Source organism: Rhodococcus sp. 05-2256-B1 (assembly GCF_002258465.1).
GTDB lineage: Bacteria > Actinomycetota > Actinomycetes > Mycobacteriales > Mycobacteriaceae > Rhodococcoides > Rhodococcoides fascians.
This window is the reverse complement of record NZ_NOZA01000039.1, coordinates 13,455-33,391: the sequence shown is the minus strand read 5'-3', so window position 1 is coordinate 33,391 and position 19,937 is coordinate 13,455. Positions and strand designations below refer to the sequence as shown.

The window sequence follows — 19,937 nt, the reverse complement described above, 5'->3', positions numbered from 1 at the left end:
ACCGAACATAGCCGTCACCCGCGTTTGCGACGACACTTTCGTCAATCACGCCGGAAAACGAGGAGTTGACATGGCAGCTGTAATTTTCGTCGCCCACGATGGTGAGAAGCACGAGGCGGCTCTGGTCGAAGGTCGCTCGCTGATGCAGATTGCAACCGACAATGCTGTGCCGGGGATCGATGGAGACTGTGGGGGCGAAACGGCCTGTGGCACCTGCCATGTGATCGTCGACCCGCAGTGGTCAGGAGAGGTGGGTCTGTCCGGCGCCGACGAGGAGGAGATGCTGGCGATGAACCCCGAGCGTGAACCCACGTCTCGGTTGTCGTGCCAGATGGTGGCCTCGGAAGCGTGGGATGGCCTGATCGTTCGAACACCTGAATTCCAATTGTGATGTGCGAAAGGCAGGCACGACAGCATGAAAGTTTCTGAGTCGATCGCCGACAAGGTCCAGTCGACCATCCCGATAGGGCTGCAGATCCAGGGCGCTCATTTGTACGACAAGACCCGACGGTGGGTGACTGGCACGAATGGCAAGAAGATCTTCGTCGAAAGTCCCATCCCACCGGTCGAGGATGTCGAGCTCGCCGACATCGACCTCAGTAACCCCTTTCTTTACAGACAAGGGCGGTGGCAGTCGTACTTCGAGCGCGTGCGGAACGAGGCACCGGTGCACTACCAACCCAATAGTCCGTTCGGCCCGTTCTGGTCGGTCACGCGCCATGCCGATATCGTGGCCGTCGACAAGAATCACGCTGTGTTCTCGGCCGAACCGTTCATCGTCATCGGCGTTCCGCCCCGGTTTCTCGATATCGAGATGTTCATCGCGATGGACCCACCACGCCACGACAAGCAGCGCGCTGCCGTCCAGGGGGTTGTCGCACCGAAGAACCTCCGGGAGATGGAGGGACTGATCCGATCGCGCGTACGGGAGGTATTGGACGACCTCCCCTTGAACGAGCCGTTCGACTGGGTGCAGAATGTCTCGATCGAGTTGACAGCTCGGATGCTCGCAACTCTTCTGGATTTCCCCTACGAACAACGCCGCAAACTCGTCTACTGGTCCGATTTGGCAACCTCGATGGAGCAAGCCAACGGTGGGCCCTCGGACAACGACGAGGTGTTCGAAGGCATGCGTGACATGGCCCGTGGCCTCAGCGCTCTCTGGCATGACAAAGCAGCCAGGAGGTCTGCAGGGGAAGAGTCCGGTTTCGATCTGATCACCATGTTGCAGAGCAACGAGGACACCAAGGATCTGATCGATCGTCCGATGGAATTTCTGGGCAACCTCGTCCTGCTGATCGTCGGTGGCAACGACACCACGCGAAACTCGATGAGCGGTGGCGTTCTTGCGTTGAACCAATTCCCCGACCAGTTCGAGAAATTGAAGGCCAATCCCGATTTGATCCCCAACATGAACTCGGAAATCATCCGATGGCAAACACCCTTGGCGTACATGCGCCGAATCGCCAAAGCCGACACCGTTCTGAACGGACAATTCATCCGCAAGGGTGACAAATTGGTGATGTGGTATGCCTCGGGTAACCGCGACGAACGCGTTTTCGAGAATCCTGATGATTTCATCATCGATCGTGCCAATGCGCGCAATCACATCGCGTTCGGATTCGGTGTGCACCGGTGTATGGGCAATCGGCTGGCCGAAATGCAGCTGCGGATTCTGTGGGAGGAGTTGCTTCCCCGCTTCGAGAACATCGAGGTCGTCGGCGACCCCGAGTATGTTCAGTCGAATTTCGTGCGGGGCATCAGCAAGATGATGGTGCGCCTGACGCCTACTTCCAGCGCATGACATCGCAACGGGCGATCATCGTCGGCGCAAGCCATGCTGGGGCACAACTGGCAGCTAGTTTGCGCCAAGAAGGTTGGACAGGCGACATCGTCCTCATCGGTAACGAGTCTGCCGCTCCCTATCAACGCCCCCCGCTGTCGAAGGCATACCTGGCGGGCAAATGCGTACTCGATGATATCGCCATTCGCAGCACGGACTTCTACTCCAAGCAAGGTATTCAGCTCCTGAACGCGCAGGTGGAGACCATCGTTCGGTCGGAAGGCAACGTCGTTCTCGACACCGGGGAGAAGCTGGCCTACGACAAGCTCGCGCTGTGCACGGGAGCCCGCCCTCGTCGGCTCACCGTTCCCGGGGCCGATCTCCACGGGGTCTACTACCTGCGCACCGCAGCGGACGTCGAGAGGATCCGTATGGCCACCGGCCCTGGCCAGCGGGTGGTGATCGTCGGAGGCGGCTACATCGGACTCGAGACAGCGGCATCGCTGCGCGCACTGGGCGTACAGGTCACAGTCCTCGAGGCAACTGGGCGTGTGCTCGAGCGGGTCACTGCTCCCGAGGTATCGACGTTCTTCGAGCGGATACATCGCGAACAGGGAGTCGACATCAGAACGAACGCGATGGTTCAGGGCCTGTCCGGTGACCGTGAGGTTCGTGAAATCACCTTGGCCAGCGGAGAATCGATCCCCGCAGATCTGGTCATCGTCGGTGTCGGCGTCGAGCCGAACACCGACCTCGCCGCCGATGCGGGTCTTGTCATCGACAACGGCATCGTGATCGACGATCACACTCGGACCAACGACCCCGACATCATGGCGGCGGGGGACTGCGCGAGCCACGACATGGCCCGTTACGGCCGTCGACTACGGTTGGAGTCCGTCTCGAGCGCAGGAGAGCAGGCCAAAGTCGCTGCGTCGACCGCCTGCGGGAAGTCCAGAAAAATCGAAGCGTTGCCGTGGTTCTGGTCGGATCAGTATCACTTCAAGCTGCAGATCGCCGGCCTCAACACTGGATACGACGAAGTGGTTCTCAGCGGTGACCCCACCCGCGACAGTGATTTCAGTTGCTTCTATCTCCAGGCCGGTGAGCTCATTGCCGCCGACTGCATAGGTCGCCCGCGCGAGTTCATGTACAGCAAACGGGTGATCGCCCAGCGACTCCCCGTCCAACGCGAAGACCTGATGCTCGGCGGACTCGCGCGCAACTGACCGATCCTTCGGTCGTTGTGCACACAACAGCAACCGGTTTGCTCAGAGAAGGGAACATCAGCGATGACCATGACAGACCGCCCGCCCGGAGCACATACTACGCAGCCACCACACGCATACCTGGGAGCAACGGACTTCCTCGACATCGAGCACGAATCCGTGCGGGCGTTCACCGCCGCGGCAATCGGAGATGCGAGCAGCGACCGTGACAAGGCCAGACGCCTCTTCGCCGCCGTCCGCGACCGAATCTGGTACGACCCATACACCGTGTCGGACGATCCGGCCCACTATCGAGCGAGCTTCGTCCTCGAGGCCGGGCGCGCTTACTGCGTCCCGAAGGCGGTGCTGTTGACCGCAGTGTGCCGGGCGGCGGGTATCCCAGCACTGCTCGGCTTCGCCGACGTCCGAAATCACCTGCAGACCGAGACGTTGCGCACGCTGATGGGCGGCACCGACCTGTTCGTCTACCACGGCTACAGTCGCCTCTACATCGAGGGCCGGTGGTTGAAGGCCACGCCGGCATTCAATGTCGAGTTGTGCGCTCGTTTCGGCGTGCCGCCAGTGGAATTCGACGGCGATCGCGATGCTCTCATGCATGCCTTCACCGCAGACGGAGCCCAGCACATGGAGTATGTCCGCGAACGAGGAGTCTTCGACGACCTACCCTTGAACGCGATCTTGACGGTGCTTCGGCACTCCTACGGCCCCACGATCTTCACGGGCGCTCACCCACTCGATGATGTTTTCACCGGCCGCACCCGGCCGGACGAAACTCCCGGGGATCGAAACCTTCCGCGGGAGTCTCGATGAACACAAGCGGTGAGAACATACGTCTTGAACCCCGTATCGCGGCCGACTGCCGATCGGTCGGAGCTCTCTCCGCGAACAACCACGGCGTGACCACTCGGACTACCTCGGACACCTTCGAATCGGGTGAGCCGATACCTGCTGGCAGAGCTGTGCCGTATGACTGTCTCGTCGGCGCGGCCGTGTTGAGGCCGACACCGGAAGTTACACCGAACAGACGAGACTCGCTCTGCCGCTGGAATTGCGGCTGCGGGCGATGAACGACCGATCCGAACGCCTCCCCGGGCACGAGACGCCGCGCGATACCCATATCCCTCTTTCGTGTGCGCAGCCACCACCGCGAGAGCGGCCCGAACGGCGTCTACCGATGTCTCTTATCTATGCAAGGAGCGCAGCAGATGACAAACAACGCACCTCACACCCCCGCCAGGACCGTAGCGATCACAGGTGGAGCTCGAGGCATCGGCTATCAGACAGCGAAGGAGTTGATTCGACGAGGCCACCGGGTCGCCATCGGCGACATCGACGAGGCACGTGCGAAGGAGGCCGCCGCCGAACTCGGGGTGAAGGTCGTCACCCGACTCGACGTCACCGAACCTGACTCGTTCACAACGTTTCTGGACCTGGTCGAACGTGAACTCGGACCCCTCGACATCCTGATCAACAACGCGGGCATCATGCCTACCGGCCACGCCCACGAAGAGGACGATGCAATAACCCGGAGGCAAGTCGAGATCAACGTCCTGGGTGTCATCTTCGGGACCAAACTGGCTCTTCAGCGAATGCTGCCACGCCGCACCGGACACATCATCAACACTGCGTCATTGGCCGGCGAGCTCGCGGTACCTGGTTTGGCGACCTACTGCGCTACCAAGTTCGCAGTCATCGGATTCACAGAGGCCGCACGACTGGAGTACCGCAAGTCAGGGGTTCGACTGTCCACAGTCCGCCCGACGTTAACCAACACCGAACTCGTCGCCGGAACCGCCGGCGCAAAGGGATTACGCAACGCCGAGCCGGAGGAAATCGCCCGCGCGACAGCAGATCTGATCGAGAATCCACGCCCCTTCGTCCGCGTCACCCGTCTCGCAGGCGCAATGGTCGCGGCGGTGAAATTCGTCCCCCGGCGGCTGGCGACCGGACTGGGTGCGGCCCTGAACACAGATTCGGTGTTCCTCGCGGACGTCGACATGACTGCTCGCCGAACGTATCTCGACAGAATCCAGAACAGCTGAGCATGCCGACACGCGCGCTCGACCAACCACCCGAAAGGCAGCCACAGTGCCCCACACGACTCTGATCGAGAACTATCCCCACCGGATGGGAGGGCACTGCGGGTCAGGTGCAATGCGAGACCTTCTCCATTGGCACGGTCTGGGATGGGACGGACCACCCGACGAGGGGTTGGTGTTCGCACTGGGTGGTGATCTCGGTTTGTCCTACCTGCGATCGGACGACCTGGTCCCACCGATGTACCTGGTCGGCCGCGGTGCCGACTTCGAGATCGACTTACCGCGCAGGCTCGGCGGACAAGTCGAGGTTCTCACGACCGACGATCCCGGTGAGGGATGGTCATGGGTTCGCGACGACATCGATGCGGGACGACCCAGTCTGGTCTGGGCCGATATCGCTGAGCTGCCCTACTTACGGGTGAAACTGCAGATGAGTCGCCACGACATCGTGGTGATCGGCTACGACGAGATCGGGGGGACTGCCTCGGTCGTCGACAACGATCGGGCCGACGTGCAGAAGATCCCGCTCGACGCGCTGGCTCGGGCGCGATCTTCCACCTCGTTCCCGCAACCGACACGTCACTGCACGTACCGAATCACGTGGCCGCAGACACTGCCGCCCGTGTCGACTGCCGCGGCCGCGGCCTTCGCCCGATCCGCCGCCAGCATGCACGCCCCATCGACACCGGGAATAGCCGACCACATACCAGCAGCCGGTGCCGACGGTTTGGCCGCGGTCGACCAGCTGGCAACCGACGTCAAGAGCTGGGTCGACCTTCCGCCCGATGACCTCGAGACGCTGCTGTTCAGTCTCGGTATCTTCATCGAAAAGGCCGGAACCGGAGGCGGGCTCTTTCGTCGGCTTCTCGCCGACGGCTGTACCGAGATTGCACGTCTGACCGGTGATCCCGCTACCGCAGACCTCGCGGTGGCCGCCGATCACTGCGCCCAGGCCTGGACCGAAACTGCCCGCGCCGGAACACAACGCGGTCTCGATGTACGAACACGCGCAGCTGCGGTGGCCGTGTCGGCTGCCAGACTGTCGGAACTCGAGCTGATCCTGGTGGAGTCCCTGGAGTCTGCTTCACGCTCGCTGTCCGCCATCACGAGATGATGCCCACCGTCGTTCGATGGCGCGCGGTACACGGGGCGCATCGCACTGTGCTGCAGCTGTCGTCGCCGACACCGTACGCCCTGGCGACCTCACTGATCGGCTTGGAAGAGTCGATGACCTCTCGGCACAGTTCGTCTTTGAACTCGGTGCTGAAAGATCGACGCGATCTGCTCATGCTTGTAGATCCCTATTCCAAGCGGGTCTAGTGTCCGAATCCCTGGGCCGATCAGATCACGACGCCAGCCACTGGGCTGCGGGGTGGATGACCCTCATCTGCAACCTCGCCGACGTTTTCAACGCTCGACGAGGCGACCTTGGCAGGTCCCCGATAAGTCGGGCCACCGTGTTCTAGATCCATGGTGTAGTTGATTCAGCGACCTCGCAGCCCTCGACCGGTTGGTGGTTGTGGGTGCATCGGGCAGCGTACGCCCCCGCAAGCGGGAGGGACCTGACGAGGCTCAGCGAAATTCCCCAACCGCGCTCACCGAAATTCCCCACTCGTGAGCGGTCTTCACTGTAGTGGTTGGCGGGTTCCGGTGGTGGCTTTGCGGAGCTTCTCCGATCGGGCGTTGTGGTCTCGCAGCCGGTAGGAATCGCCGTCGAGGTTGAGCACGACGGAGCGATGCAGGAGCCGGTCGAGCATGGCTGCTGCGACGGTGTTGTCACCGAGCACTTCACCCCACGATCCGACTCCGCGGTTGGTCGTCATTACGATCGATGTTTTCATATACCGTTGCGAGACAACCTGAAACAGCGCTGACGCCGCCTCACCGGGCAGTGGAAGGTAGCCGAGTTCGTCGATCACCAGCAGCGTCGGGCCGGCGTAGAAACGCATCGTTGTCGCCCACCGCCCCTCCAATGCAGCTCGATGGCATCGGGCAGCGAGATCAGCAGCGGTGGTGAAATATGTTCGATATCCCGCATGCGCAGCAGCTCTCGCGAGCCCGACCGACAGATGTGTCTTCCCGACTCCGGGCGGCCCGATGAGCAGCACATTCGTCGCCGTCTCGAGGTATCGGCAGGTCGCGAGCTCGTCGATGAGCTTGCGGTCGACACCGGCTGCGGCGTCGTAGTCGAAGTCCTCGAGCGACGCCGGTGTCGGCAGGCATGCGAACCGCAGTCGTCCGGTCAACCGGCGTGCCTCGGTGGCCTCGACTTCGATCGAAAGCAACCGATCCAACGCCGCGGTCATCGACAGGTCCTCGGCCGCGGCTTGGTCGAGGACCGAGGGTAACGCTTCGGCGGCATCGTGGAGTTTCAGGACCGCCAGATGCCCGCGCAGGCGTTGATAGAGACTCGCCGCTTCGGCTGTGTTCGGTGCCGGAATCCGGTCGCCTGTTTTCTTGTCGGCCATCAGAGGGTGTTCCTTCCGTGTGCGGCCCGTTCGTAGATCGACAGGTCGTAGACAACCGCGCCTGTGTCAGTGGATTTGGCTGCGTGACTGCCACTTTCGCGCCGTCCATCTCTGGAGGACAGTGTTGATTCGGCCGAGGTTCGGAGCTTCTCGGCGGCAGCGAGAGCGTCGGGTCCGGGTGGGATTCGTTCTTTGCGGCGGTGCGGGCGGCCGGTGTTCGCACCCGCCATCGCTGCTTGTTCGAGGGCGTAGATGTGGCCGTGGTCGCGGACCATCGCCCCGGTGCCATCGGCAGCGAGACGATGTCGGGCGATGGTGATGCCCGAGGTGGTGACGATGTCGATGACATCGGAGCCCAGGACGTGCGTCACTGTCACAGCGGCACAGGCGAGTTCGGGTGGGACCGAGTAGCGGTTGCCGCGATAGGAGACCAGCGCTTGGCGCGAGACGACGCGGTCGGTGGTCAGGATCGCTGGATATGCAGCCGCGGGCATCGGATGCAACCCCTCGGTGGTGGCGATCGTCGCCACCGACGCCTTCCCGTCTTTCGTGGGCCGCAGCCGGGTGTCACTGCGCAGACTGCAGAACCGGTCGAGGCTTGCTTGGGCTTGCTCGACGGTCAGATCGTCGGCGACTGCGCGCCACCACCGTTGGGCTGCAGTGTGATTGGACTTCTCCACCGCACCTTTGCGGTTGCCGCGGCGGGGTGGGCAGATGGCAACGGAGACACCGTAATACTTGGCGATGCCAGCGAAGCTGGCCGTGATGCGACCGGAGTCGGGGTGGCAGACTGTCGCCATCCGATCGAACCGCCAGACTCGGCTGACTCCGCCGAGGCCTCGGCAGATGCGGTCGAGTCCGTCGACGACATGCGGTTGGGTCATGTTCGGTGCGAGGACCCCGCGCCATTTGCCCGAGCACGCCAACGTTCCGACGAACAGATGCGCCATCGAGCCCCACCCCCAGGAAGCGGGCGGGTTGGGTAGGTCGACCCAATCCCATTGGGTCTCTTCACCTGGCGGGTGATCGATCACTGCGTTGGGTCGCTCGGTCGCGGTGAGGCAGGCTTTGCAGATCGGACGGAGTTTGAGCACGCGGATCTTGCGGTGCAGCGTTTGATACGACATCGCATAGCCGAGGTCTTCGAGCTCGTCGCAGAGGGTGCGGACCCACAGGTGCGGGTCCTCGGACAGGCGTGCGATGACGTAGGCGAGGAACACCTCGAACGGGTCCGGGATGCTGCGCTTACGCACTCCGGGGGTGGTGGTCCCGTTGAGGTAGGACCGGATGGTCTTGCGGTCGCGGCCGGTGTGTCTCGCGATGTCGGCGATCTTCCAGCCTCGTTGATGCAGGGCGTGTATTTCCACGTCTTCCTCCCGTGTAAGCATGAGGAGCGGGTCTCCTTCGGGTAGCTGGTGTGTGGTCAGAGACCATCAGCATCCGGGGAGACCCGCCCTCGTTGGCGGTGCCACACGGGTGGGGAATTTCAGTGAGCGTCAGTGGGGAATTTCGTTGAGCGCCGTCAGGACCCCCAGGGCGGCGTGAGGTATCCGAGTGATGAGTGCCGGTGTCGATGGTTGTGGTGGTCTTTGAAGTCCTCGATCACCACCCTCGCTTCGAGCAAGCTCGTCCAGTGATTGCGGTTGAGGCCCTCCGTAGTCGATTGTTGACGGATTCGATGTGTCCGTTGTTCCACGGCGTCCCCGGCTGGATGTAGGAGATACCGACACGGTCGCGCAGAAATGTTGCAGCACATGGGAAATGAACTCCGGACCGTTGTCCGTCCGCAGCACTTGCGGCGGCCCGTCCCACAGCACGAACGTCTTGTCGAGCTCGCCGGTCAGCCGCTGTGCGGTGATCGACCGCTCTACGATATTCAAGAGGGACTGCCGGGTGTGTTCGTCGATCATCGACGCGATCTTGATCGCCTTACCATCGACGGTCGAATCGAACTGAGAGTCCTTAGCCCACAACACTTTCGGGGCATCGGCTTCGACCTGCGGTCATGAACTGATGCCGGCGCGTTTGCGGGGATGGTAGATTCGAACCTGCAGACCCTCCTTCCAGAGCCGGTGGACCTTCTTCTTGTTCACCGACAAGCCCCTCGTCGTGCCTCAGATGCGCCCAGGCGCGGCGGAAGCCGTGCAGTGGATGCGAGCCTGCGTACGTCCGCAACGCGGCCCTCAGGGCTGCGTCGGCGATCGGTGTTCGTGCGTAGGTGGAGCGGGTAAGCCCAACAGCTTCGCACGCCCAGTCGTTTCGACAGACTCATGGTGTACACGAGCATGTCGACAGCGCTGCGCTTGGCGGCTGGGCTCAGAATCTTCCCTTTCGCTACCTCCCGCAGTGCATCTTTCTCCAGCTCGGCCTTGGCGAGCAACCGTTTGAGCTTGCCGTTCTGCTCGCGCAACTCTTTGAGTTCCTTCGCGGCATCGGTGTCCATCCCGCCGTACTGACGCCGCCAGTTGTACAACGTCGCCGCCGACACCTCGAGCGCCGCCGCGATCTCCTCCTGCGTCTTGCCCGCAGCGGTCAGTTCGTCGGCACTGCGCAGCTTGCGCACGATGCCCTCGGCAGAGTTGCGTTTCCGTCCAGCCATGTTTTCCATCGTCCTATCCGCCCAGCTCATGGGCAACAAGGCTCTAAATCGAGATGGCTCCGTTCACTTGGGGACACGCCAACCTGTCAGCTGATTAATCCGACGGAAGGGGCTGTTGCATTTTGATAGTGGGGCGTCTCGAGTGTCGAGGCGCCCCATTGTCGGTGGTGCGGGACAATGTGTTGGTGGCGAAGGGTTATCGACCGGTCGATCGTGATCAGCAATTTCTGATTCCACCGGACATGCGCGAATGGTTACCACCGTCGCATCCGGTGTGGATGCTGATCGACATCGTCGACACCCATCTGGACACCTCTGTCTTTCATGCCGGACGACGCACCGGTGGGGTCGGCCGCGCCGGATACGACCCGGACATGCTGCTCACGCTGCTTATCTGGGCCTGGTCGAAAGGGATGCGGTCCTCACGTCAGATCGAATCCGCGTGCACCGATGTGGTGTCCTACCGGGTCATCTGCGCCGGCGATGCCCCCGATCACGCGACGATCTCCCGGTTCCGTAAAGACAACCACGCGGCCTGCGAGTCGCTGTTCGCACAGGTATTGACGTTGGCAGCGCGGGTCGGTTTGGGGTCGTTGGGGACCATCGCTCTCGATGGGGTCAAGATCGCCTCGAACGCCTCCATCGGAGCCAACCGCAGCGCGGACGGATTGAAGGCCGCCGCCGACGCCGAGGCGGCGAAAGCTGCTCAGGCTCGGGCACGTGAGATCGCTGTCGCCGCGGCCCGTGCGCACGCCGAGGTCGATGCTGCCGAGGACGAACTCTACGGCGAGGACGATCCCGGACCGGGTCGGGTTCCTGCCGAGTTGGCCGATCCGACGTCGCGATCGAAGCGGATCGCGGAGGCGTTGGCGCAGATCGAAGCCGAAGACGATGCCCGCGAGAAGGCTGCGAGGACCGCTGCCGAGGGTCATCTCGAGCGTCTCGACGCCGGGCAGTCACCGGCGGGTCGGGTGCCGCTTGCCGCGCAGGTAGCTGCTGCTCACCGGCGTCTTGCACGGGAAATCGCACGACACGAGGCCACCGAGGCACGGTACCGGCAGCGAGCCGATGCTGCTGCGCGTCGCGGTGGGAAACCGAAAGGCAAAGTTCCGGTTCCGGTCGAGAACCATCACCGCGTGATCGCCGCACGCACCTCGTTGTCGAAGGCGGTCGCCGAGCACAGTGCTCCGGAGCGCAAAACGCCAACGGTATTGCGGCGCAACATCACCGATCCGGATTCTCGGATGCAGCCGCTGCGAGGTGGTGGCTGGGTGCAGGGCTACAACTGCCAAGCGTACACCGCCGAGGACGGCATCATCATCGCCACCGGCGTCGGTGCCAGCCCTTCCGATGTCACCTACTACGAGAAGATGGTCGACAAAGCGGTCGCTGCGGCGGCAGTGATCGCCGACCACGCACCACCGCAGGCCGAGCCGCCGTCGATCGGGATCATGCTCTTCGATGCCGGCTATTGCTCGATCGAGAACCTCGATGCACCGGGTCCGGACCGGTTGATCGCCACCGGAAAATCGCGGACACTCGAAGCCGCCGCTGCCGCGGCCGTAGCGACGCCGGTATCGGATCCTGCACCAGCACAGGGTAATTCGATTGCCAGGATGGCCGAACGATTGGCCACCCCGGAGGGAATCGCAACGTACCGCAAACGGTCTCACATCGCCGAGACACCGTTCGGACATGCCAAACACAACCTCGGTTTCCGGCGATTCACCAGCCGCGGCCTCGACCGAGCGACCAGTGAATGGTCCTTCCATGCCGCGGTGCACAACATCGGCAAGATTCTCACCCACCTGACCGCCGCACCCAACGTAGCGCTGGCCTGACCGAGCGGAACAGAGCACCCCAGAGCCGAAAAAGAGGTGACCCGGGCATCGAACCCGAGCCACCCCTTCGGAACGAAGAACTACCGCTCACTCAAAATGCGACATCCCGGGAAGTTCCCGAAACCATGTATCAGGTACTGCACGTACCTGATACTGTGCGAACAACCTTATCGCGACGAGCTGCGCAGACAGAAGAGGAGACCGGTATCTATACAGAAATTGCTGGTCGAGCGACAGCCAGTCTTGTGACCTTTGGAAATTCGATTGCCCTCGCCGGCCAGGCACTGCGGTGGGCCGTGCGCGATATTGTCACCGGACGGTTTCCGTTTCGGGAGTTTGTCACACAGACGTGGTTCGTCATCACCGTAACGACGTTGCCAGCGATCCTGGTCGCGATTCCGTTTGGCGTCATCGTCTCGGTGCAGGTCGGAAGTCTAACCCAGCAGGTCGGGGCCACATCTATCGCCGGAGCCGCCGGTGGACTCGGGATCATTCAGCAGGGGGCACCGATCGTCACCGCGCTCCTGCTCGGTGGTGCGGCAGGGTCGGCCATCGCCTCTGACCTTGGCGCACGCACCGTCCGTGAAGAAATCGATGCCATGGAGACGCTCGGACTAAATTCGACACGTCGACTCGTCGCACCTCGATTCGTCGCGGTTCTCATCGTCGCTCCGATGTTATGCATGCTCATCGTGTTTACCGGTCTCGTGGCTGGCTACATCCTTAGCGTCAACGTCCAGGGCATCACGCCGGGGAGCTACGTCGCATCGTTCGCATCGTTCGCATCATCGGCGGACATCCTTGTAGCGCTGATCAAGTCAGTGGTGTTCGGTCTCGTGGTCGTGACAATCGCGTGTCATCGGGGCCTGTCCACGAAAGGTGGCCCCAAAGGTGTGGCTACATCTGTCAACGCCACCGTGGTCCTAGGGGTGGTGGCGTGCTTCGTCATCAACGTGTTCATCACCCAACTGACCATCATGTTCGTCCCGCAGACCATCGGATGACGGAGAACACGTGACCGCAGTACCATCCACCCGTTATACTTTGGTTACTCGTCCGATCGTGCGTGCTGTGACACCCCTCGCTGAGGTCCCCGCGCAGCTCGGGCACATTACAACATTCACCATCGACACCGTCGCCGGAATTCGGCACGTCGCAACCACCTATCGACGACAGACGTTTTTATTCATACAGGAGTTTGCCTGGGGACGAGGCGCTGTACTGGTCGGCGGGGGTACCGCGATCGTGCTTGTGATTCTCGGAATGGCTGTCGGGGCGTCCATCGGCATCCAGGGCTACGCCTCGCTAGACCTGGTCGGGATGGGGTCTCTTACGGGATTCATTTCGTCATACGCCAACACTCGAGAGTTGGCACCGATGATCGCCGCGATCGGCTTCGCAGCCCAGGCCGGCTGTCGCCTCACTGCGGAAATAGGTTCGATGCGTATCGCCGAAGAGATCGATGCGCTCGAGTCGATGGCGGTGCGGCCGATTCCGTACATCGTCAGCACGCGTGTAGTCGCGGCGATCACTACCATCATCCCCCTCTACATCGTAACGCTGATACTCAGTTTCGGCGCGGCCAAGCTGGTCGTCATCCTTCTACACGGCCAGTCGGCTGGCACCTATGACTTCTATTTCGATGCGTTCCTCAAACCGCAGGATTTGGCTTTCTCAGTCATCAAGGTCCTCGTTTTCGTGGTGTCGGTCGTCATCATCCACAGCTACCAGGGTTACTACGCCAGCGGCGGGGCAGAAGGCGTCGGCCGCGCGTCTGGTCGAGCGATCCGCAGCAGTCTCATCATCATCGTCGTGGAGGACATGATCTTAACCCTGTTGATGTGGGGTTTCGATTCGGGCGTCCAGATTTCGGGCTAGGAGTTCAAGTGGCTGTATTTCAAGATCCATCAGGACGCGCGCCCTCACTGGCGAACTTGACCCTGCGCGGGATCGGGGTTCTCGTCGTAGTGACGGTTGCCGGCTATCTTCTGGCGGGCAACGCGACCGGAAAATATGAAGACAACACGACAGTGACGATCACCACCGACGCGGTTGGTGACGGGTTGAAGGGCGGATCGGAGGTGAAGTATCGGGGCTTCACGGTGGGCAAGGTGTCCTCGGTGTCGGGGCGCGACCAAAGTGTAAATGTGAAAATCGAGCTCACCGGAGTGAACGACGACATCCGGTTGCGTCAGGGCATGGCCGTGAATTACACGTCCGCCAGCGCGCTGGGGCCGACGGCACTGGAGATTGTGGACCCCGGGCGGGGAGTCCTCATCCGTGATGGCGGCAGCGTCTATGTGAGCAAGCTGCAGTCCGAACACACTTCGGTATCGACCCTGATTCGAAAACTCTCGAAGCTGGTCGATGCTCTCGATCAGCCGGCGTTCAATTCTGTGGTGAAGTTTGTCGTCGATGATTCCCAAACGTTTGCCGATGCCGGCCAGCTCATGTTCCAGATCGCGCAGCTCACTCGGGACGTTCAACAGCGGCCAGTGGGCCAGGATTTGGCGATCGCGGCAGACCTGTCCCAGGGCGTTGCCGACTTCATGACGCCGTTCGTTCCGGGCATCCTCATAAACGTCGACGTCGCTGACTTCTTCGCCACCGACGAGGCCATCAAACAGGCCACAGGCAACCTCAACAGCACCGGCGAGGTTCTGTTCGGGGGACTGGGAGGACTGTTGAGCGAAAACTACCCGGCGTTGAGTTCGGTACTGGACGTCGGCCTCGATCTGGCGAGGCCGGTCGCCAGATCGGCATCGGGACTCGCGCAGACCATTTACACCATCCCGCAGATCCTGGACAGCATCGACAACGCCACGCCGCAAGTCGGCGAGCGAGTACAACTTCAGGTCGCCCTGGTAGTGCAGACGTCACCTGCGCTGCAGAGCGCGCTTGCAGCAGGAGGACCAAGAAGATGAAGCTCAAGTCGTTAATTCCCACCATCGTCAAGATCGTCGCGTTCGCCGCAGTCATCGGCGTTCTCACCTACGTGATCATCGCCATCCTCGAACCCAGCTCGGACGGAGCGAGTTCTGAACGGTCTGCGGTCTTCTCCGATGCATCTGGGCTCAAGCCTCGCGACGGTGTGCGTTTGGCGGGAGTAAAGGTCGGATATGTGACGGCGATCGGCCTGAAAGGGCCCACCGCGGTCGTTCATTTCCAACTGAACAACGACGTCGCGATCACGTCGAGCACTACCGCCGCCGTGCGTTATCAGAATCTTCTCGGACAGCGATATGTCGAATTGATCGGTGCGGCACAGGGAAAGACACAGGGGGCGGCGCTTACACAGGTGGCGCTCGACAAGACCGTTCCCTCATTTGATGTGTCCACCTTGTTCAACGGGTTCAAGCCGGTGTTCGACACGCTTAACGCCGACGAGATCAATGAACTGCAGTCCAACTTGTTGCGCGTTGCTCAAGGTGATGGGAGGGGTATATCGCCTGTTCTGGAGCAGGTCGCCAACATCACCGCCTACGGGGACCAGCGGTCTGAGATCATCACGAATATTGTGACGAGCCTCGGCCAGGTCTCCGACCAACTCGAAGGCCGCTCGGCGCAGCTGGTCGAACTCGTCGACCAGCTGGGATCGATCGTCGACGCCTTCAGCCGCGTGAGTGACCGGTTGCGGGAGTCGCTAGGCGAGGTCAACCGGTCCATGGAGAAAACTGTCATCGCCGGGGAGCAACTTGAGTCAACTTACGACCAGAGTTTCGCGACGATCTATCAGCGTCTGGCGCGAGAACCCGGGGAGTTGGAGGGGCTACTGAATGGCGCGGTACTGCTCAAGCCCCTTATGGACTCGCTGAACGCTTCGACGAATTCCACGCCGACTGAGGCACGATGTTCGAAAGGCCTTCTGCCCCTGCCGGATACAGCTACGATTGCGCTTATGGGGCAACGATTGGTGGTGTGTAAGTGAGGTTGTTCAGTCGAAATCGACCGCATCACCAGTCCGAACGCAGACGCGACCTCATCGTCGCCGCTGTGGTGGTGGTGACCGTGGTGGTCGGTCTGGTAATCGCCGGGACCGTGTATATCGCACCGCCCGGCCAAAAGGTGTACTCGGCGCAACTGGTCAACACCGGAGGGCTGGAGTCGGGTGATCAGGTGCGTATAGCGGGGATAAGACAGGGAACGGTGTCGTCGGTGGACCTCGCGGGAACATTTATCACAGTCGAATTTCGACTCGACGACTCAGTGCCAGTCCGTTCGGATGCCACCGCAGCGGTTCGCCTGATCACGCCGATCGGCGGGCGAGTTCTGGATCTGGACCCAGGGTCAGGACCGACCTCGCTGTCGGGGGCGATCCCCCTTGTTCAGACATCGAGTACTTACGACATTTCGGACACGCTCGAGACGACGACGCCGGTGTTCCGCGATGTAAAGGGCGTCGATCTCCGTCAGACTGCGTCGCTGCTGCAGAATGCGTTCTCCGACGGCAACACAAACATTCCCGACGCACTGAGGAACACCAGCAGTTTGATGGAACTCTTAGAGCGACAGTACGGTCAGCTCGACAAAGCGGTCGCTCTATCCGATGAATACGTCAACGCTTTCGCCGATCAAAAACAGGTGCTGGTCGACTTTCTCCGTCAACTCAGCTTCCTTGCCAGTACGCTGGGACCTGATATCGAGAACGTCCGCGGCGGGTTCGACCTTCTCAGTCGTCTGTTCAAACTTCTCACGAGGCCGCTCGTGGCTTACAGCGATGGAATCGAACCGTCTGTCCAACAATACAAGACGCTCCTCGACAAGGTGTCGTCAGAGCTGCCAGGCTACTCCGATGCCCTGGCCCAGGTTGATCAGATCACTCAGCGCCTCGGCGTCCTCCTCCAGGCGCCGGTCGGTGCGTCGACTACCACAGAACCAGAGGTTCGTGTGTGCATTCCGAGTGGTGACGACAAATGTTGACTACATGGATCCGAAGACTGTTGCTCCTGATCGCCGTGGTGGTTGTGGTGGTCGCTAGTGTGGAAATAGGGGGGAGGGTGTCCGACGACACGCGCTCCCTGTGTGCCGAGTTCACCGACGCATCGGGCCTCTTCGAAGGCAACACAGTAGCCATGCTCGGCAAGAAGATAGGCAGCGTCGTCGGGGTGCACCAGAATAGTGATCAGTCCGGTGTAAGGATCGAAATGCGGATCGACAAGAGCGTTCCGCTGCCCGCCGACGTCGGCGCGACTCTGGTGTCGACATCCATCGTGACCGAACGTCAAATCGAGTTCACCAAGCCGTACTCTGATGGAGCCCGATACGAGACGGATCAGTGCATTCCGTTGAGTAAGACGAGAACCCCGCTGGGAATCAGTCAGACGCTCGACTCGATCAGCAACTTGTCCGAGGACCTGGTCAAGGACAACGGCAGGAACACCGACGCGATCTTGCAGTCCCTCGAGCTCGTCTCCCGCAATCTAGAAGGAACGCAGGGTGACGTGGCCGGGATCATCAAGGACTCAGCCACGCTCATCAACGACCCGGCAAAGCGGGATATGCAGATTCGCAGCATCGTCGGGAACCTCGCCGCACTGACGGGGGTGGCAACCGAGAACGACAAAGAGGTGACCGCCCTCTTCGACAACTTCGTAGGTGCCATCGAGGTCATCATCGCGTTCGGCCAGACCTTCGGCGCGGCAGTCGAGTACGCGGGGACGTTCGTTCCGATCCTCTCGAGGTTCGCAACAGATTTCGGTCCCCCGATATTCGCGATCGGTGATGCTGCCGTTCCGCTCATCGCCGACATGGGAGAGCAGCCGGACATGGTGGTAGCGATCGCAGCCCGCACGGCAGACCTCATCGTGAAACACCCCGATGCCAAGTCAATTGTGCAGGCGTTCGCAGTGTCGCTGCCTTTGCGAAGCCTGGTCGGTGGCTGCGCCGCGCCGGTGGCAAACGGAGTCTGCGGGTCCAGCGATGTATCGAGGACGATCGCAGGGATGATGGGGGGAGGGGCCTGATGATCTCGGTAAATCGCGCATGCCTCGGACCCATGGTGGTCGCACTGATGGCAACGATAGTTTTCGTAACATCGTGTGGGATCAACGCCGACAATCCGCCGACGATAGCGACCTCCGACGCGGACGGTTACGACATCCAGATGGAGTTCACCAGCGCACTCAACTTGCCGGCCCTCGCAAAAGTTCTCTCGGGGGGAATCAGCGTCGGGTTCGTCGAAGATGTCACGTACGAGAACGGGCATGCGGTCGTGAAAGCTCGCATCGACAACACGACTCAGCTGCCGGGCGAATCGCGGGCTGAGCTACGTCAGGACACTCTCCTTGGTGAGATCTACGTTGCCATCCTTCCCCCAGCCGAGCCGTCGACGGGTGCCTTGCTGCGGTCGGGTTCGGTGATCCCGTTGGCACGGACCGAGCCGGCAGCAAATGTCGAGGACGTCATGCGCGGGATGTCGAATGTTCTCGGCGGCGGTGAGCTCGACAAGATCCACACCGCGATCTCGACATTGAACACCACGTTCCCCAAGGACTTGCAGCAATTCGACGCCCTGTATCAGACAACGCTGGAGACCGTCTCGGAGGTCTCCTCGAATACCGACAAACTCGACGTAGTGTTGAGGTCGGCTGATCAGACTCTGAAAGTGATCTTGGACGATCCGTCGGGAATCGACCGGATGCTGACCAAGGGCGGACGCAACTTTTCTGGCCTCGGCTACTCCCTGATCGAGGTCGCGTTACTCATCGCCAACTTGCGTGATTTCGCTGTGTCCGCGGGCAGGATCGTGGATCCGGAGTACTTACGGATCAAGGAGTCAGTGGCCGGGATCGCCCCGGTGATCGATTCGATCGCCAACTCCGACATCTACTCGAAGTCCGTCACGGAGCAGGCAACGAGCGTCATCCGCGACAAACTCATTCCATTCGTGCGGTCGCCCGACATCAACCTCTCGGACATCTCCATCGATGGTCGGGACCTAGCGCGGCGTGACGCCGAATCCTTCATAACCGTGTTGAGATCAATCGGAATGATGCCGTGAACCGCAGCAGCACGCTCATATCGATACTGGCTCTCGCCGTCGTGTTCGTCGTAGGGCTCGGCTACCTCGTCGTCGGCGTGGCACACATCAACCCCACCCGCTCCGAGTACTCGTTAACCGCCATCATCGACAGCTCAGGCGGTCTGCTGGACACATCGCCGGTGATGGTGCGGGGGGTACCCGTCGGAAAGGTGTCCTCGATCAACGTCGCGGATTCGGCAATTAAGGTCGAGATGACGATCGATTCCGACCACAAGATCCCCCAGGACAGCGAGATGTCTATCCAGAATCTGTCGCTCGCGGGGGAACAGTACATCAACTTCGTGCCCGCGGGCACGGCAACCGGTGGGTACTTCGATAACGGAGACGTGGTGCCCGCGGACGCGGTGCACGTGTCGCAATCGGTTCCCCAGGTGTTGCCAAAGTTGGCTGCAGTGGCAGATGGGCTCGACCCGGAATCGATCGAGTCCATCAACAAGACCGTCGCCGAGGCCGTCGCCGGACGGCAGGACGACCTCGACACGATCGGCGACATGATGCACCGTGTAGTCGATTTCGTCGGCAAAGATGGGTCCGTCCGGGTGACCGCGGACAACGCCGAGTTCCTGCTCGGCCTCTTGTCCAATGCCGGGGACGTCCTCACTACGGCATCTGTACGCACCCCTGACGCCGTGAACGGGCTGGCGCGGATTCAACGGGCGTTCATCAGGTTCACAACCACCTCGTACGACAAGTGGCCTCCCGTGTTGAAGCTTGTGGAAAAGCTCAACGGCTATATTCAGATCCTGCAGCCGGATCTGCTGACGATCACCCGGGCGGTGAAACCGGCGACCGAGAAAGTTGCCGACACATACGTCGACTTCGGGTCGATCGGCGACCTCCTCGGCCGAACTTTCCCGGCGTCGCGACCAGGTCGCGCCGAGGTCCCCGTCACCGTGTCGCCGCCACTACGGTGACGCCCCGTCCGCAAGCGACTGTCAC

General features: G+C 61.4%; 17 protein-coding genes and 2 pseudogenes. 15 read left to right on the top strand and 4 right to left on the bottom strand.

Features of this window, described 5'->3' with window-relative positions; translation table 11 throughout:
* Positions 1–70 precede the first annotated feature (70 nt).
* The 6 genes from CH285_RS25355 to CH285_RS25330 all read left to right on the top strand — a co-directional run bounded on the left by CH285_RS25355 (position 71) and on the right by CH285_RS25330 (position 6,162).
* A complete protein-coding gene (locus tag CH285_RS25355; protein ID WP_024793405.1) occupies positions 71–391 on the top strand; it encodes a 2Fe-2S iron-sulfur cluster-binding protein in 321 nt (106 codons plus the stop codon).
* A gap of 24 nt (positions 392–415) precedes the next feature.
* The gene (locus CH285_RS25350; RefSeq protein WP_094643793.1) at positions 416–1,804 is read left to right on the top strand and encodes a cytochrome P450; all 1,389 of its coding nucleotides are present in this window, start codon (positions 416–418) and stop codon (positions 1,802–1,804) included.
* Positions 1,801–3,009, top strand: a complete 1,209-nt coding sequence (locus tag CH285_RS25345; protein WP_032370840.1) for an NAD(P)/FAD-dependent oxidoreductase — start codon at positions 1,801–1,803, stop codon at positions 3,007–3,009. Before CH285_RS25350 ends, CH285_RS25345 begins: the two co-directional genes overlap by 4 nt.
* Before the next feature lie 69 nt (positions 3,010–3,078).
* The gene (locus tag CH285_RS25340; RefSeq protein WP_094643799.1) at positions 3,079–3,819 is read left to right on the top strand and encodes a transglutaminase-like domain-containing protein; all 741 of its coding nucleotides are present in this window, start codon (positions 3,079–3,081) and stop codon (positions 3,817–3,819) included.
* A gap of 395 nt (positions 3,820–4,214) precedes the next feature.
* Positions 4,215–5,051 carry an SDR family oxidoreductase gene (locus CH285_RS25335; RefSeq protein WP_032370841.1) on the top strand — a complete coding sequence of 279 codons (837 nt, stop codon included), beginning with the start codon at positions 4,215–4,217 and terminating at the stop codon, positions 5,049–5,051.
* 46 nt (positions 5,052–5,097) lie between these two features.
* Positions 5,098–6,162 (top strand): BtrH N-terminal domain-containing protein, encoded by a 1,065-nt coding sequence (locus CH285_RS25330; RefSeq protein ID WP_032370842.1) that lies wholly within the window; start codon positions 5,098–5,100, stop codon positions 6,160–6,162.
* Positions 6,163–6,217: 55 nt separating this feature from the next.
* Here the strand turns inward: CH285_RS25330 and CH285_RS28525 are convergent.
* From CH285_RS28525 to CH285_RS28830, 4 genes and pseudogenes are all read right to left on the bottom strand, one after another.
* A pseudogene (locus tag CH285_RS28525) lies at positions 6,218–6,337 on the bottom strand (transposase); the annotation flags it as partial.
* 336 nt (positions 6,338–6,673) lie between these two features.
* Positions 6,674–7,516 (bottom strand): IS21-like element helper ATPase IstB, encoded by an 843-nt coding sequence (gene istB / locus CH285_RS25320; protein WP_094643792.1) that lies wholly within the window; start codon positions 7,514–7,516, stop codon positions 6,674–6,676.
* Positions 7,516–8,904, bottom strand: coding sequence for a Mu transposase domain-containing protein (locus CH285_RS25315; RefSeq protein WP_094643791.1), 1,389 nt, complete (start codon positions 8,902–8,904; stop codon positions 7,516–7,518). The genes istB and CH285_RS25315 overlap by 1 nt, the downstream gene beginning before the upstream one ends.
* A 134-nt stretch (positions 8,905–9,038) precedes the next feature.
* Positions 9,039–10,115 (bottom strand): annotated as a pseudogene (locus CH285_RS28830) (IS3 family transposase).
* A gap of 179 nt (positions 10,116–10,294) precedes the next feature.
* Between CH285_RS28830 and CH285_RS25305 the strand changes: the two are divergent.
* The 9 genes from CH285_RS25305 (at position 10,295) to CH285_RS25265 (ending at position 19,912) form a co-directional block, all read left to right on the top strand.
* Complete coding sequence (locus CH285_RS25305) at positions 10,295–11,956, top strand: transposase (protein ID WP_441347016.1); 1,662 nt, start codon at positions 10,295–10,297, stop codon at positions 11,954–11,956.
* A 125-nt stretch (positions 11,957–12,081) separates the two neighbouring features.
* A complete protein-coding gene (locus CH285_RS25300) occupies positions 12,082–12,960 on the top strand; it encodes an MlaE family ABC transporter permease (protein WP_255032464.1) in 879 nt (292 codons plus the stop codon).
* Between the two features lie 10 nt (positions 12,961–12,970).
* Positions 12,971–13,834: an ABC transporter permease gene (locus CH285_RS25295; protein WP_032370845.1), complete on the top strand. Its 864-nt coding sequence runs from the start codon at positions 12,971–12,973 to the stop codon at positions 13,832–13,834.
* An 8-nt stretch (positions 13,835–13,842) separates the two neighbouring features.
* On the top strand, positions 13,843–14,880 hold the full coding sequence (locus CH285_RS25290) for an MlaD family protein (protein WP_032370846.1): 1,038 nt from the start codon (positions 13,843–13,845) through the stop codon (positions 14,878–14,880).
* Complete coding sequence (locus CH285_RS25285; protein WP_032370847.1) at positions 14,877–15,884, top strand: MlaD family protein; 1,008 nt, start codon at positions 14,877–14,879, stop codon at positions 15,882–15,884. The genes CH285_RS25290 and CH285_RS25285 overlap by 4 nt, the downstream gene beginning before the upstream one ends.
* Entirely contained in the window at positions 15,881–16,876 is a 996-nt protein-coding gene (locus tag CH285_RS25280; RefSeq protein WP_032370848.1) for an MlaD family protein, read from the top strand. Before CH285_RS25285 ends, CH285_RS25280 begins: the two co-directional genes overlap by 4 nt.
* A complete protein-coding gene (locus CH285_RS25275; RefSeq protein ID WP_032370849.1) occupies positions 16,870–17,919 on the top strand; it encodes an MlaD family protein in 1,050 nt (349 codons plus the stop codon). Before CH285_RS25280 ends, CH285_RS25275 begins: the two co-directional genes overlap by 7 nt.
* Complete coding sequence (locus tag CH285_RS25270; RefSeq protein WP_032370850.1) at positions 17,919–18,956, top strand: MlaD family protein; 1,038 nt, start codon at positions 17,919–17,921, stop codon at positions 18,954–18,956. Before CH285_RS25275 ends, CH285_RS25270 begins: the two co-directional genes overlap by 1 nt.
* Entirely contained in the window at positions 18,953–19,912 is a 960-nt protein-coding gene (locus CH285_RS25265) for an MlaD family protein (protein ID WP_230593002.1), read from the top strand. Before CH285_RS25270 ends, CH285_RS25265 begins: the two co-directional genes overlap by 4 nt.
* Positions 19,913–19,937 lie beyond the last annotated feature (25 nt).